General features: G+C 30.7%; 20 protein-coding genes and 1 pseudogene. All 21 read right to left on the bottom strand.

Annotation, left to right across the window (positions count from 1 at the left end; genetic code table 11):
• Positions 1-2: 2 nt before the first annotated feature.
• A complete protein-coding gene (locus tag QO263_RS13505; protein ID WP_285622447.1) occupies positions 3-215 on the bottom strand; it encodes a mercury transporter in 213 nt (70 codons plus the stop codon).
• A 9-nt stretch (positions 216-224) separates the two neighbouring features.
• Positions 225-1,049, bottom strand: coding sequence for a conjugal transfer protein TrbL family protein (locus QO263_RS13510; protein WP_285622450.1), 825 nt, complete (start codon positions 1,047-1,049; stop codon positions 225-227).
• A 68-nt stretch (positions 1,050-1,117) separates the two neighbouring features.
• A complete protein-coding gene (locus QO263_RS13515) occupies positions 1,118-1,453 on the bottom strand; it encodes a hypothetical protein (protein ID WP_285622453.1) in 336 nt (111 codons plus the stop codon).
• Between the two features lie 18 nt (positions 1,454-1,471).
• Positions 1,472-2,929 (bottom strand): annotated as a pseudogene (locus tag QO263_RS13520) (VirD4-like conjugal transfer protein, CD1115 family); the annotation flags it as partial.
• Between the two features lie 7 nt (positions 2,930-2,936).
• Positions 2,937-3,422, bottom strand: coding sequence for a TRAG family protein (locus tag QO263_RS13525; protein WP_285622457.1), 486 nt, complete (start codon positions 3,420-3,422; stop codon positions 2,937-2,939).
• Entirely contained in the window at positions 3,355-3,693 is a 339-nt protein-coding gene (locus QO263_RS13530; protein ID WP_285622458.1) for a hypothetical protein, read from the bottom strand. The genes QO263_RS13525 and QO263_RS13530 overlap by 68 nt, the downstream gene beginning before the upstream one ends.
• The gene (locus QO263_RS13535) at positions 3,668-3,889 is read right to left on the bottom strand and encodes an aspartyl-phosphate phosphatase Spo0E family protein (protein WP_285622460.1); all 222 of its coding nucleotides are present in this window, start codon (positions 3,887-3,889) and stop codon (positions 3,668-3,670) included. Before QO263_RS13535 ends, QO263_RS13530 begins: the two co-directional genes overlap by 26 nt.
• Before the next feature lie 2 nt (positions 3,890-3,891).
• Positions 3,892-4,452 (bottom strand): MT-A70 family methyltransferase, encoded by a 561-nt coding sequence (locus QO263_RS13540; RefSeq protein WP_285622462.1) that lies wholly within the window; start codon positions 4,450-4,452, stop codon positions 3,892-3,894.
• 121 nt (positions 4,453-4,573) lie between these two features.
• Positions 4,574-5,944, bottom strand: a complete 1,371-nt coding sequence (locus tag QO263_RS13545) for a relaxase/mobilization nuclease domain-containing protein (RefSeq protein ID WP_285622464.1) — start codon at positions 5,942-5,944, stop codon at positions 4,574-4,576.
• An 11-nt stretch (positions 5,945-5,955) separates the two neighbouring features.
• Positions 5,956-6,264 carry a plasmid mobilization protein gene (locus tag QO263_RS13550; RefSeq protein WP_285622466.1) on the bottom strand — a complete coding sequence of 103 codons (309 nt, stop codon included), beginning with the start codon at positions 6,262-6,264 and terminating at the stop codon, positions 5,956-5,958.
• Positions 6,265-6,606: 342 nt separating this feature from the next.
• Positions 6,607-7,158: a GNAT family N-acetyltransferase gene (locus QO263_RS13555; protein WP_285622470.1), complete on the bottom strand. Its 552-nt coding sequence runs from the start codon at positions 7,156-7,158 to the stop codon at positions 6,607-6,609.
• 567 nt (positions 7,159-7,725) lie between these two features.
• A complete protein-coding gene (locus tag QO263_RS13560) occupies positions 7,726-8,676 on the bottom strand; it encodes a DUF3991 domain-containing protein (protein WP_285622472.1) in 951 nt (316 codons plus the stop codon).
• A gap of 61 nt (positions 8,677-8,737) precedes the next feature.
• Positions 8,738-9,115: a DUF6075 family protein gene (locus tag QO263_RS13565; protein ID WP_285622475.1), complete on the bottom strand. Its 378-nt coding sequence runs from the start codon at positions 9,113-9,115 to the stop codon at positions 8,738-8,740.
• A 96-nt stretch (positions 9,116-9,211) separates the two neighbouring features.
• Positions 9,212-9,505 carry a hypothetical protein gene (locus QO263_RS13570; RefSeq protein ID WP_285622477.1) on the bottom strand — a complete coding sequence of 98 codons (294 nt, stop codon included), beginning with the start codon at positions 9,503-9,505 and terminating at the stop codon, positions 9,212-9,214.
• A 215-nt stretch (positions 9,506-9,720) separates the two neighbouring features.
• Positions 9,721-10,110 (bottom strand): hypothetical protein, encoded by a 390-nt coding sequence (locus QO263_RS13575; protein ID WP_285622479.1) that lies wholly within the window; start codon positions 10,108-10,110, stop codon positions 9,721-9,723.
• 66 nt (positions 10,111-10,176) lie between these two features.
• On the bottom strand, positions 10,177-10,302 hold the full coding sequence (locus tag QO263_RS13580) for a hypothetical protein (protein WP_285622481.1): 126 nt from the start codon (positions 10,300-10,302) through the stop codon (positions 10,177-10,179).
• 75 nt (positions 10,303-10,377) lie between these two features.
• Positions 10,378-11,388: a ParB N-terminal domain-containing protein gene (locus QO263_RS13585; RefSeq protein ID WP_285622483.1), complete on the bottom strand. Its 1,011-nt coding sequence runs from the start codon at positions 11,386-11,388 to the stop codon at positions 10,378-10,380.
• A complete protein-coding gene (locus QO263_RS13590) occupies positions 11,381-12,178 on the bottom strand; it encodes a ParA family protein (protein WP_285622485.1) in 798 nt (265 codons plus the stop codon). The genes QO263_RS13585 and QO263_RS13590 overlap by 8 nt, the downstream gene beginning before the upstream one ends.
• Before the next feature lie 98 nt (positions 12,179-12,276).
• Complete coding sequence (locus tag QO263_RS13595; protein ID WP_352168822.1) at positions 12,277-12,558, bottom strand: sigma factor; 282 nt, start codon at positions 12,556-12,558, stop codon at positions 12,277-12,279.
• Positions 12,559-12,634: 76 nt separating this feature from the next.
• Positions 12,635-14,284, bottom strand: coding sequence for a peptidoglycan D,D-transpeptidase FtsI family protein (locus tag QO263_RS13600; protein ID WP_285622487.1), 1,650 nt, complete (start codon positions 14,282-14,284; stop codon positions 12,635-12,637).
• Positions 14,285-14,346: 62 nt separating this feature from the next.
• Positions 14,347-14,967, bottom strand: coding sequence for a uridine kinase (udk, locus tag QO263_RS13605; protein WP_285622490.1), 621 nt, complete (start codon positions 14,965-14,967; stop codon positions 14,347-14,349).
• Position 14,968: the final 1 nt, after the last annotated feature.

Consider the following 14,968-nt stretch of genomic DNA (forward strand, 5'->3'; position numbering starts at 1 on the left):
TATCAGCCTCCAAAATAGTAAAATGCAATCTCCTTTATTTGAAAAATACTCTCAGTCATAATATAGAAAACTATTGCATGCTTCATTCTCTTATCATAGACAGCAGCTTCTTCCACATTTCCAATTTTCTTAAAGAAACAAAATGCCACTCTAAGGGCTACTGCTACCCTAGTTAGCCATATAAAAAAAAGAGAAATTTCATCTATATTGCTCATATCTTCCTCCTATCTTTTAAAAGCCATCTTAGCCATCTGCACTAATCTTACAGATGAATATATTCCATGCATACCTCCACCACCACTAGATACTATTAAAAATTCTTGTAAGAATCGTGGTGTTCTCAAGGCTAGAAGCAGGCACGCAATTCCAAAGAAAACATGTCCATTTAGCATTATAACTAATCCTAATTTAGCTAAAACAACCTGTATTAGCACAGTAAAGAAGGATTGCAAAAACTTTTGAATATATGTTCTAAAAACTCCTTTGTCTGCATCCATAAGTCCAGTACAAGCTAGGGGTACTCCAATTCTAAGTATTAATATCTCTAACCCCCTAGTTATAAACTGAATGTACAGAAATATAAAAATTATAAAGAATACAAGAACTGCTATCGCTGGAAAAAATCCAAGAGTCCCTATATTATTGGCAATAGCAGTAAAGCTTGTATTAATATTTAGCCCTATAGTAGTCATAACTTCTGTAGAAGCTTTTTCTGTTATTTCAGCAAATATATCATAAACTATGGGAAATGATATGGCTATAGCCATTGCCCTAAAAAAATTGGCTAGCAAAATAATAGGATCTGCATCTGGATCTCCATCGGTCCAAAGAATATATGTTTCAAATCCTTTCTTAAGAAATTTTAGAATAATTAAGGATACTCCATATCCAAAGAATATATCAAAAAGAATATCAAAACCATTAGTCCCAAGATTTGAAATCTCCTCTTCTGCATAAAGTGCCATTGTCACTAGTTTTTCTAAACCAAAATCATAAGCAATTGCTCCAGTTATCAAAGAAACTATAAGTCCTATAATCAGTGCTTCCAAAATATCACTCCTCCCTAAAAGGATAAGAGGAATTAAAGCACTTCTTTAATCCCTCTTACTTATATAGTTTAAACATAATATCCAACAATTAAGTTAATTATAACTGAAGCTACTTCAACTCCTATTGTAGATATTACCGCTACATTAATTCGCTTTTGCCACATCTTTTGATCCATTTCATCCGCTGCTCCTTTTCTAAGAAAGAAGAATCCAACAAGTAAAGCACCTGCTATAGGTGCTAATACCATTAGCCAAGTGGTAGCATCTTTAATAAGATTTTCTGTTCCCTTAGCTATCTTACTATCTTGTAATCTTCCTGGTGCTGCAAATGCAACTACTTTATTAAGTAATGTAAAATACATTACTGTAATTAAAGTTATAGTTTTCTTATATAATTTTTTCATATATATCGTTCCTCTCTTCTAATATTCAGCATAAAAATCCCATATTCCCCAGAGCTCCATTTCATTAAATCTTACTGATTTTTCTTTACGCCTATTTTCTCTTATCTCTCTTACTTTTGTGTTGTGTGTTTTGCTCCCAAGTCCCAGCATTTTATTAAAATGCCATTTACTCAAATCAGGAGCGTACATAATAGCTGGATGACTATTTGACATAACTAAAGAGTATGGTCTCTTTATAAGCCTTACTTCATCTGAAGTAAGTAAAGCTCTCGCCGTAAGGTTTACACTATGTGAGCTGCTAGGTGTAGTATATTTCCCATGAGAAGCACTTTGAGAATAACTAGTTGTTGTATAATTCCCTAGTCTTTCAGATATTTCTTTTAATGTTTCATTGTCACTTGCCTGTAAATATATCCAGTATTCACAATTTCCCCTTATGGTTCTAGCTGTCTCCTTGCCATACTTCTCTTCTAACTGAGCAAAGGACTGTAGGAATAAATTAAATCTTATTCCCCTTCCTCCTCCTACGGTCAATTTGTTTGCAAAGTCAGAGATTTGAGTAAAGTTTCCAAACTCATCTAATACAAAATTAACTCTATTTTTTAATCTTCCTCCTTTCGCATCTGCCGCTTTTACTAGGTGTTCATAGTGTTGTGATACTAAAAGACTTGCTAATGAATAGTAGGTTGTCTTTTCATCAGGAAGTATAATAAACACAGCAGTTTTTGAATCCCCTAAATCCCTTGGATCATAGTCACTTCTACAAGTCATAGAGTTTATTAAAGGATTTGTAAACAGCCTTAGTGTTGTTAGTGCAGCAGTAAAAAAGCTACCTTTTGTTTTGGACGGAGCAACTTCAGATATAGCTAAAAGTCCTTTAGCAGGATGATTATCCTCTAAGTTCTTTAAGTATTCAACTATGGGCATTGTCTTTCCAACAGGCTTACACATTTCAGCTATAAAAAAATAGACATTTGTCATGTTCTGAAAACGTCTATTTTCTCCTTCTCTATTATCATAAACTACACTCATGATAGCACTAGCAATAGTAGATGCTTCCCCATCCCTCCATATTCTTTCACCCTTTGCTTCCCCTACTAATGTAGCTGTTAAATCCCAGGTCGAGTCTATGGCAGCAGATATATCATCTCTATCAACTGCATCAATTATAGGCTGTAGGAAATTATATTCATTACTTTTTAGGGGATTTCTAAAATCTATTGCATAGACATCATATCCTAGCCTTTTTAGAAATGGACCAGTATAGTGAAATAACTCTCCTTTAGGATCGCTTAAAAACATACTCTCTCCTGCTAAGCCTAAGGTACTTATAGTTTGCAAAACTAAACATCTTGTTTTTCCACTCCGAGTAGCTCCAATGATTAAACTATGAACATCGTCTTCTACAAAATAAATCTCTTGTTTAGTCAAGCCTTTCTTCGCCATACCTAATACAAGTCCCCCGCCTTCTTTAGGTAAAAAGCTATTGCTCAGACTTTTTTCTCTTTGCTCTATTTTCCTCACCTCTTTCATTCAAATCCTTTTCTCCTTTTTTGATAAGGTCTTTTATATAACTGTTACTTGAGTTTAAAGTGTAACTCTTAAAAACCTCCTTTTTTTCTTTTTCAGTAAGCCATCTAGCTGAGCCATGTTGATTTTGCCCTGCTTTAACAGGTGTATATATCATAGGTGTTACTTTAGTAAGTTGGCTCTGGTATGCTTTATCATCTGAAAAATAGAAACCAATACTTGCTAAAAAGCTAAGTGCCAAAAAAGATAAAAAGAGCTTTAAATGTTTTTGATTAGACATAAGGCTCTTTAAACAATCTTCAAACTTAGGAAAACTTAAATTGTTAATTTCTCTAGATAACAGTTTATGAAATATAGTTGAGAAAAACACGCTAAAGGTAAAACCTATTATTAATACTAGAATTGAAATTATAATTTTGTTTCTTTTTTGCCTGTTCATGTAAAGCAATCTCCTTTCTAACTCTTTCTATTACAAAATAATTTATTTCTAAGTCTATTTTTAAAAAACACTCTCTAAATCCCTTATCGTTTTCAAAAAGATAAAAATTTTCATAGGTTTTAATAAGCCTTCCATTAAATTTTGAATCACAGCTTTTAGAATCCTTTCTCTTTATTTCATAGCTATCTCCCTTATTCAATCTATTCAATTTTATAAGTTTATCTATATAGAAGCCTTTTATATTATCACCTACTTTTAATCTTTGTTTCATATTCCAATACTATTAACTCATCGAGTTGCTGGCTCATCTCTACAATTTCTTTGCTAGTTAGTAATTTTTCATCAGAAATTGTCTTATTAAGCTTTTCTCTTAGGCTTTCTAAATTATCTTGTTTCAGTATTTTAATCCTCTCCTTTGAAGTAAAAAACAAAAAAACTAACTTTATAGTTAGTAGCTCTTGTATCATTTTTAGTTGTTGACTTCATTCCCCCAGCAATCCCATCCTTCTACTTTTTCTCTCGCAAACAATTCTATTTTTGATATGTTACCAAATAATTTCTCAATTCTTTTTCTTGCTTCCTCAGGTTTCTTACTGTGCTTAGTTCTTATTTCTTTAAGTAATCCTTTTACGTTATTTGCTATCTTATATTTTCCCATACTACCCTTAACTCCTATTAGACAGAGTTCCCAACTTTTTAAAGTCCATGGTGCAAAATTAACACATGTCTCTCCACTTTCGTATTTCTTAATCCAATTAAATCCTATTGTTTTATATTTAAAGCCCCATGCTTCTAATAGTTTTATTCCTTCTTTTAAGTGGCTGTCTGTTACCCACATGAAACAAATACAATCTCTTTCAGCTATATCTTGTACAGGCAATTTTTTAAACTCTTCTAACGTCATTGTTTGATAATGATTATCTTCTAATTTGTCAAAGTCTCTCCCATTATCCTGATATTTTTTGCTCCCATATTTCCAGGGTGGATCTGCATAAATCACATGATATTTTTTTGAAGGAAATGGTGGCATTTTTTAACTCCTTTCTCTAAATTTTTAATTTTAAAAACGAAATTTTATATTTCATTTTTGTTCTTTACTTATTTTCAATTTATCTCGTAATCTAAATTTTTAGTACTTATCTAAATAGTTTTTATCTTTCCCAATCCAAACCATCACCTTTTTCTTTTTCCTTAAATTTTTCTTTTAGAGCTTGTCCTTCAAGGAATGACCTAGGATAATCTTTATGACCTAAATCTGGGTTTTTTTCAAGTATTTTTATTGTTTGCATGACTAACTCTTCTTTGGCTTCGAACCTTCTTTGCAATTCTCTTTTTTGTGTAGTTTCCTGATGTTGAGAATTTAATTTAAATGTTTTTAATAAATTCTCCTTTGAGAAAATTCCTGGTGGATGGAATTTATCACTATTACATTTTCTAACTTTACCATTAACTGAAAAGATAAATGTAATATCTTTTCTGCTATCTTCCCATCTAACCTGATAACCTAATTGCTCTAATTTAAATATAAAATCTTCTTTTGATGCTGCAACTTTTTTACAGTCGTTAATTGTATAAAATGCTTCTGTTTTCCAGGATTCTCCCTCTTGCTTATATTTAAGTTCTTTATCAGATAATCTATAAATCTGTTTATTAAGTTCAAAACGTTTTAATAGTTTTTCTTTAGTATAATTTTTATAGTCTTCCAATTTTATGTCTCTACATTTTTTATTATCAGGAGTTATAAAGGTAATATACTTCCTAGTATCTTCCCATCTTACTTTATATCCTAATTTATTCATATTTTTAATAAAATCTGACTTGCTTATGGAAACCTTAATACAATCATTAATCGTTAATTTTAATTCATTCTTCCATGAACGATATTCTTTTTTTGCCCTCAATTCTCCTCTGTCCATGTTTTTTCTTTGGTTCTTGTGTAAACCCGTATTAACATAACTATATTTAAGTCCATATTCTTTACAAACTTCATTTGATAATTCTTTCATCTCAGATAAAAAAGTATTTGATTGTTGCCATTTCTTACCTGTCTCAATGTTTACAGTATTTAATATAATATGCGTGTGAAGATGTCCTTTGTCTATATGGGTCGCCGCAAAAATTTGAAATCCTTCAAATCTCTTTTCTCTTGAAATTAAATCAAGAGTTATTTGATGTGCTGTTAAAGGATCCAAATTTTCTTTATCAGAATATGAATGGTAAAAATGCTTAAACATTCTTCCACCTTCTTTACGATACATCTTTTTTACAAGTATCATATCATTATATGCTCCATCTGTATCTGAAAGACAATTTATTCCAGTCATCAATTTAACTTTAGTTTTTTTGTTTTGTGTAACGTACTTAAATAATTCTTCTACATTCTCCCTTTCAACTATATCAGCTATCTCCATTAGTTCAATTTCTGTCTTTTCTTCTTTTCCTGCATATTTTGTAACGCCCTTCAAATCTGATTTTTCTTGAACCTTTTTATTTTTAGGTTCAGTCTCTCCAAAATTAGCCATCTCTCACCTCATTACATTATTAAACTTATCCTTTCAAATATTTCAGAAATTTTATTCTGCATATCGTCTGTGTTAATATAAGAAATTCTGCCTTGATGAGCTAATAAGGTTAACTGATTGAGATTTCTACTAATACCTCTCAAATCTTTGGTGAGCTCTTTAAATTCTTCTATCACTATTATTTTTTTATTTAGTGCTGCATACCTTAAATATTCACTTACTGTCATATTTGCTTTTCTAGCTTTTTCTTCTATTCTCTTATTTTCTTTTTCATTAACCCTAAAAGAAATTTTTAAAATTCTATTTTCAATTGCAATCACTCCCCTTAATTTTCAAAATAAAAAAACACTAATAATGTCTAAAATAGGCTATTTATTAATTTAATCTGGTAATGTAATTCTAAGTTCTTATCTCTTTAAATGCTAAGCATTTAATCTTAACAGTTTTTCTACCATTACACTCTCCTTTGTTATTAAAAAATCGTCTGCAACATAAGCACTCTTGATTAAATTTGATTAAATCAACATCTTTCACGCTTCGCCTCCTAATATTATAGTTAGTGTATGATAAACTTGAAATGCTACATAAAAATACCGTAAAATTCATTTCTGAATAATACGGTATTTTTGTTGATTGTTCCGTTTTTATAATTATGCTGTTTTCTAAGAATATAGTGTCTTGCTTAATATTACGCTCTTATAGTTTGCAAAATCCCATTGAATAGTTTCTACATATCTATACTCTCTTTTTTTATAAAATTCAATTAAATGATGTGCTGATTCAGCAGTATCTATTGCAAGCTCTGTCACATTCTTTATCGTTTTAGCCTCTTCTTCAACAATGTCCATCATTTTACTGCCAATTCCGTATTTCTGAAATTCAGGTGCAACGGCAAACTGTCCAAACTTAGCTACAAAACCTTTACTATACCAACTGCTTTTTTCCGAAGGTTCTGGACCATACAAAGATATTGTTGAAATAATCTTATTCTTATACATGCCTATATAACATTTGTAAGCATGCGTTGCTCTTTTTAATGTTATACTATGATTCTGCGTAGCTGCTACATAATTAAGGCCCATGTCAGCTAAAATTTTGTAGGATTTATGAAGAAGTTGTGTTAACTCTTCAATTGAATCCCCACTTGAAAGTAATCGAAACTCTATATACTCGTCATCATTAAAGCTATAGGAATATAAACTTCTTTGTTGCATCTAACCCCTCCTTGTAATATCGCAGAATTTCAAATTATATATTGACTTTTCTTGAAATAATAGGACATAAGTTAAAATTAATATGTCATAATCCTACTACTTACTTACAAGGCAATTATAGCATATTAGCTATGCTTCATATAGTTTTTTGCATAATATAGAAACTTTCAACTTCATAAGCAGAGATATATTATTCTAAATACATTATATTTATTTTTAATTAAATTTTTTAAACTATTAAACATAAAGCAATCTCTCAAATTTTAATTTTCTCACTTTAAACATAGCTAATGCTTTTTTGAGGGTTCGGGATACTTCCCGAGTATTTAGGGGTTAAGGGGTATCCCCTTACAAGCTATTTTCGGACGAATGTCCGACAAATAGGTCACTTGCCTTCCCTAAAAGAGAAGTTTTGGGATATTGAAAAAAAGAAAAATATGCTTGTAGACACTCTCTTATACATTTTTGCACCTCCAGTTCTAATACCTAACGTTATTGAAAGAAAGAAAAAGAGGAGGTATATTTCTAGCTCCTCTTCATTGAATAAATTATTTTCTTATTTGTAACCTATATCTCTAATTCTTCATCTTCTACTTCTTCATAATTTTTCTCGTTGTTAACGTGCTTAGAAGAAACTATATCTTCATTAAAATCTTTTAACAGTGGATATTCAACTTCTATGCTATAATCACATTTGTACTTTTCTACTAAGCTTTTTGTAGCTTTTTTACCAGCTTGGTCATTATTGAGACAAAATCGTATTGTCTCAATATTTTTGTTGTCTCTTAAAAACTTTTTTAATGCTATGTCAGATACACCTGCCAATGATATAGCATTATGATTAAAACCTTTATTAATACTCATATAACTCATCAACTCAATTGGAGATTCGAATGCATACAATCTATCACTATTTCGTTTTAAAAAATTAAAGGAGTAGGCTTTATTTGAATTTTTCACCTCTCCTCTGAATCTCTCTGTGTTAGTGTTGGTACCTCTTATACTTGCATATTTAGCATTACCATCTTTGTCATGCCCAACAAAGACACAATTTTTATATTTATCCTCATATAGCTTTTTATCCTTTATGAATTGATAAACAATATCTTTATCAATCCCTCTTGTTTGGATGAGATAAGCTATCATATGTTTATATGTATTATTTTTCTTTGGAAGAACTAATTTTCCTTTGGTATCTTCTTTCTTTACGTTCTTTATGTCTTTTTGATAATTAAAAGTGTTGCTGAAAGTAAGTCCAAGAAGTTGTTTAACTGATTCGACCCAAGATTTATTTTCTGTAAACATTACAAACTGAATTGGACCTCCACCTTTGTTTTGAGAAAAGCAGTTCCATTTGTTGATTACAGGATTTATGTGAAGTCCCCCATATCCTTCTATTTTGTATGAATTAACCCCTACTCTTTTTACATCAAAATACTGGCTTGCATATTCAAGGATATTTACACTATTAGCTGATTGAATTTGCTCATCGGTAAATCTACGCTTTTCATATGCCATAAACATGCCTCCTTAAAATATAAAGAGAAGCTAAAGTTCTAGCTCCTCTTCTAGTTCATCTTCAATATTCAATTTTTTCAATATTCCTTTCAAACCTGATGTCAATTGCTTTGGTTGCAAGACTATAATTCTCCCTATCTAAGCAGTAAAAGATATTCATTGGTGATATATAGTCATCCTTGAAATTATTATATAGATTAAAACCTAAACGTATTAATGCCTTAGAGCTTGTTGAAAAATCTACTCTTTCATCAGTTAAGCATTCGGGATTTATGCTATTGTTTTTAAAGTCATATATAAAATTTCTTTTTTTATATAAATCATTATTGCCTGCTATAATATAAAATAGTGCATGTCTTTCACTGTCTTTTGGATAAGTATTGTCTTTTTTAATTAGCTCTCTAAATTTTAGAGCATGCTTACTACTTAAAAAAACCATTTGTTTTCCCTCCATGTTTATTTTAATTTATATATATGAAAGAGCAGGCAAGAATAATACTTACCTACTCTAATAGGGGGTTAAAAAACAAAAAGCCTATATTTCAGATTCCCATTCATCTTCACTCTCATCTTTATTTCTTTCTGTAGAATCTTGGGACTTATACCAATAATCATCACAGTAATGACCTTGGCCAATACCTTCGAATTCCCATCTAACTTGACAATTGTTAGAGATTGAAAGACTAGAACTAATGCTAGAAAGTATTTTTCTAGCTTCTTCTATATTATCAACTCCTGTATTATACTTAAATCCTTCGACCTCTTCATATGGTAAATTTGATTTAAATTTAATAACGCCTACATAATTCTTAGAGTTTGCTTTACTCATTCTTATTCCTCCTGTCTATTGTTTTTTTACATAAAAAAATAGATAGCTGATTAACGCTATCTATTCTTATAAAAACTTTATTATTCTAATTCTTACTTATCATTTATCATTGGTGGGTAACCTTCCTCATTAATTCTAAGTTTGAAAGTAATCTCCCTATTCTTCCATTTTCATCATATAATGCAACAAAAGTTGTTGCCGTTATCCTAATCTTTTTATAATTCTTCGATCATTAAAAGCGCACTTATACCTAAGTCTGTTATTGCATAAGCATACTCTAAATGAGCTACATTTCTAACATTGACTACAAACCCTCGGGTTTCCAAGTCATTCAAACAAATATATAAATCAGTCCTTTCAAATCCACTAGGTCTATCAATATTTTCATATAGGTTAGTAAAAACATAACATTGGCTAATTTTTTCGCTTAACTTATTTTCGGCAGTGATACTACCTTGCATTTTTCCTTGTTTAAAGAAAGTATTTAACACTTCAATATGAATTGCATGTAGTCCTTCTAATTTTGATATAATATTATTTTTAATAAAACAACTTTTATTAAACTCTTTATTTACATATCCTTTTTTTAATTCGTGAATTGTCATAACTTATTACCTCCTTTCTTTATAATCTTAATAAGCCGTCTTCTCTTGTAATGTAAGTGTATTTTTCTATACAGCATTGAGTTTATAGGTAAAATCAATTAAAAACTCTTCTCTTAATCTGCGGACTTCTTCACTTGTTAATGGTCTGTACTCATTTAATTTTGATTTTAACTCTTCAACCTTATCAAACATAGAATATCTCTCCTAAAAGTTAATAAATTAGAAATTTTTAATTTTTATTATAATTATTATATCATTAACAATACTTTATTCCATCTCTAATTCATCTTCATTTTCAATTTCTTGACTCTGTGAGAAATATAATTCCAATGCCTTTTCAATTATCCTTTCAATGTCTTTTTGATTTTGACCTTCTGAAAAATATTTGCTAATAATCTTTGGTTTTACTTTAATACTTTTAGGTTTTTTATTAGGATTATCAAAATACTTTCCAGACAATATATCAAAAGCTTTTTCTTCTGTGAGGTTTCTTTTCTGAGAAAGTTTCTTTAAAACTGTAGCTTTCTTTATATCTACCTTAAATTTATTCTTTTTCAATATCCCTTCAATGCTCTCCTGTTCATCTTTTTTAAGGAATGATAAATCTACTGCTGCAATAAATGGAATTTCTTTTGTATCTAGTCTAATCTTTAGCGATTCGTTTAGTGTATCTACTTTTATGTATCTAGCGACATCTCTTGCTGAAAGTTTATAATCATCACCAACTTTTTTATCACTTCTTCCCTGAGTGCCAAATTGGCACGAATCTAAGTTTTCCTCTAAATCATCAGCATTTGAAAGCTTTTCAAGTTCATTTATCAAGTCTACTTTTTTGCCTTGCTGCTTTATTGCATTATAGTGTTCAGTTAATACTCTAGCTTTTTCTGAATAAGATAAATCTGTAAAGGATCTCTGTATTAAATTACTCTCTGTAACTATTAACATAGCTTCTTCATCAGTTAATCCTTCTTTGATTACTATGGGTACTCTTTCAAGTCCTGCTATGGTTGCAGCATTGGCCCTATTATGTCCTGAAAGGATTTCATATTTACCGTTATTATCAGCTCTAACTATAAGTGGTAGTATTACTCCATGCTCCTTTATACTATCCACCATGTCATTTAGACGTTGGCCTTCGTATAGCTTAAAAGGATGATTTTTAAAAGGTACAAGTTGAGATAAATCTATTTCTTTTATTCCAGAATCTGAGCTTTCTAGCAAATCTTCTTCATCAGAAAATAAATCGTTTATGTTTATAACTTTTCTTTTCTCAATCATTAGCAATCAGCTCCTTGGCAAAACACTGGTAAGCTTCAGATACCTTATTTTTAGGATCGTATTCTATAATACTTTTTCTATTTTTGATTGCTTCTCCAGCTCTAACAGAAACAGGTATTTTATTATTAAATATTTTCATATCTAAATCAAATTTATCTTTAATATACACTGCACTTTCATTCACTGCTTTAAGCATTTCTTTGGATAAGTTAGTCCTTTCATTTAGCATAGTTATTAAAACACCTTCTACCTCAATACTTGGATTTATTCTTTTCTTTGTCTTCTTTATTGTAGATGTTAAATCCCCTAAACCCTTAGCTGATAAAAATTCTGGAGTAACAGGTATAATTACGCTGTCACAAGCTGTCAGAGCATTGATTGTCAATGTACCTAATGATGGTGAGCAGTCTATTAATATATAATCGTAATCTCTTCTTATAGGCTCTGTAATTGATTTTAATATCTGTTCTTTACACATGACATTTACCAACGTCATTTCAATGCCTGCTAGTTGTAGATTTGCAGGTATTAGTTTCATATTTTCTTTGATTTCTAAAATACAATTCTCTTCTGTTTCTCTTTCTTCTATTGCAGCTGTCATAAGTGTTTGAATACCTGGTTTATTATCTGTCTTATATCCTAAGGCAACCGTTAAACTTCCTTGTGGATCAAAGTCTATCAATAAAACTTTTTTTCCTATTTGTGATAACGCATATCCTAAATTTAAAGCTGTAGTCGTTTTACCTACTCCGCCTTTTTGGTTTACAATCGCTATTATTTTATTTCCCATGTTCATGTCTCTCCTTTTCTCGTAAATTAAAAAAAGATAAGTTTTTTACTTATCTTAATGAATAAAGTTTGTGATTATACCTCTTATTATCGTTGTCTTTATGGTACTTTTATAAGACCTATTGTACCAATAGAAATTAAATCATCTACCTCTCTTCCAGTGTTATGATATTTCTTTACTATATGAGCAACTAATCTTAAATTTCTTTCTACTAAAATATTCTTTGCATCTTCGTCTCCTTGTTCATATAGCATTAAATAATGCTCCTCCTCCTCCTGAGAAAGAGGCTTCGGAAAAGAACTGCTACTATAAACATAGCCAACTAGGGGTAGAATAGGATTAACAAGAAAACTAAGGCCTGCTAATACAGCCGCTAGCATTAGAGCAAACACCTCCATAATATTATGCACTATAATTAATTATATGAAGATGTTTAGTCTTGTGTGCACGTACACTTTACTTTAAATCAATATCATAAATACTTTTTGCAATCTCCTCGAATATTGGTGCCGCAATTTTGCCCCCTGATCCACCTTCCTCTATAAAGACAGTAATTACATATTTAGGTTTATCACTTGGAAAATAGCCTGAAAACCATGCATGAGTTATCTTTTTGCTATTTTCCGCTGATCCTGTTTTACCTGCTGCACCACCAATACTTGACATATTAATATTTTTCGCCGTACCATTATCAACAACACCTTCAAGGACTTTTTTAATTTGTTTACTTACTTTTGTCGATAAAGCCCTTTCTTCCTTTTCTCTCATTACCTTTTTAACAAAACCGCCTTCTTCAGTTACAATACTATCTACTATACTTATATCTTTCTTAACACCTTCATTAGCAATAATCATCATCATATTAGTTACTTGTATTGGTGTAACCTCTATATTAGATTGGCCAATGGATATATTTCCTATAGCAGGACCTAATAACTCATCATTTTTAGGAAGATTTCCTGACGATTCAATTAAAATATTTTGTATTTTTTCTCCAAAGCCTAATCTTTTAGCCATATCAATTATTTTTTTAGCCCCTACTTTTTTTCCTATCTGGATAAAAGCTGAATTGCAGGATTTGGAGAAGGCTTCATATGCAGTTATTTCTCCATGTCCTTCAGTATTATTGCATTTAATTTTAAAACTTCCCAAATCTTCATACCCCTCGCATACAAAGGTATCATTAAAGCTAATCAAGTCCTCCTCAAGGGCAGCAAGCATAACGACAGTCTTAAAAATGGAGCCTGGAGGATAAGCCACCTCTAAAGCTTTATTATAAAAGTCCATATTATTACTATTAAAATTTATTCCAATATCGTTTTGGTTTAGAGTCGGCCTGCTTGCCATTGCCAATATATCACCTGTTGTCACCTCTGTAACTATAGCAGCACCGTTAACCTTCCTATAGTCAAGTACTTTTTCTACTGCTTTTTGTATATTTATATCTACAGTTAATTTCACACTATTAGAACTAGTTTTTTTCTCGCTAATGACTTCTGTATCCTTTAGACCAGGAATAACTCTTTGTTTTCCATCTACTGCAACATACTTAACACCAAAGCTGTCATTCATTTTTAAAATGCTATCGTATTCTTTTTCTATTCCATACTCACCAACATTCTCACTTTTCTTTATATATCCTATAACATGCGAAAGCAAATTGTTACCATCATACCTTACTTTTCTTTCCTCTATAGTTACACCTCTAATAGAAATATTGTCTTCAACTTCCTTGCTTAAAGGTATTTCAATAATTCTATTACTTGATTTTTTTATTATTTCTATGTCCTTCTCTGAGAGATCAAAAGCTTCTCTTATTTTCTCTAAAGTCTCATCGTCACCTGATACAGCGTCTCTAAATATATAAATTGTCTTTTCTGTTTTATTGTTTGTTAACTGAACATTATTTCTATCAAATATATTTCCTCTGGCAGGAGCTACTCTAATTTCCCTTACATATTGTTTTCCTGCCTCTAATCCATATTTTTGCCCCTTCACTATCTGTATCCAAAATAGTCTTATAACAAGCATTGCAAAAACAATAGTTGAGACTATCATAATTTTCTTTGCTCTTCTATAAATATTATTCCTTGTCTTCTTATCCATAATAAAACCTCCATATAAGCCTATGGAATAATTATTCCCAACTTAGTATGGAGGTATAATATCTATTTTGAAATTATTGATTTAACCTTTGTAACCATAAGATCAATGGCTACTTTGTTGTATCCACCTTCTGGAATGATAATATCCGCGTATCTTTTACTTGGCTCTATAAACTGCATATGTGCTGGCCTTACAGTTGTCATATACTGCTCTATAACTGAGTCCAAGGTTCTTCCTCTTTCTTTAATATCCCTTGTTATTCGCCTAATAATTCTTACATCAGAATCAGTATCCACAAATATTTTGATATCCAATAATTCTCTGATCCTCTCATCATCAAGTATTAATATACCTTCTAGGATTATAATATCCTTAGAGTAAACAACTATGGTTTCTTTCCTTCTTGTATGTTCTTCAAAATTATAAATAGGTTTATTAATGGAATTTCCATTCATGAGTGCAGTCAAATGCTCAATTAGCAAGTCATTATCAAAAGCAAAAGGATGGTCATAATTAGTTTTTACCCTCTCCTCAAATGATAAATGACTCTGATCCTTATAGTATGAATCCTGTTCAATAATAACAATATTCTTTTCTGGTAATGAACCGAAGATTTCCATTGCAACAGTACTTTTCCCTGAGCCAGTACCTCCAGTAATGCCAATTAGTATTGGTCTGTTCAAA

It is taken from the genome of Proteiniborus sp. MB09-C3 (assembly GCF_030263895.1).
In the GTDB taxonomy this organism is placed as follows: Bacteria; Bacillota; Clostridia; order Tissierellales; family Proteiniboraceae; genus Proteiniborus.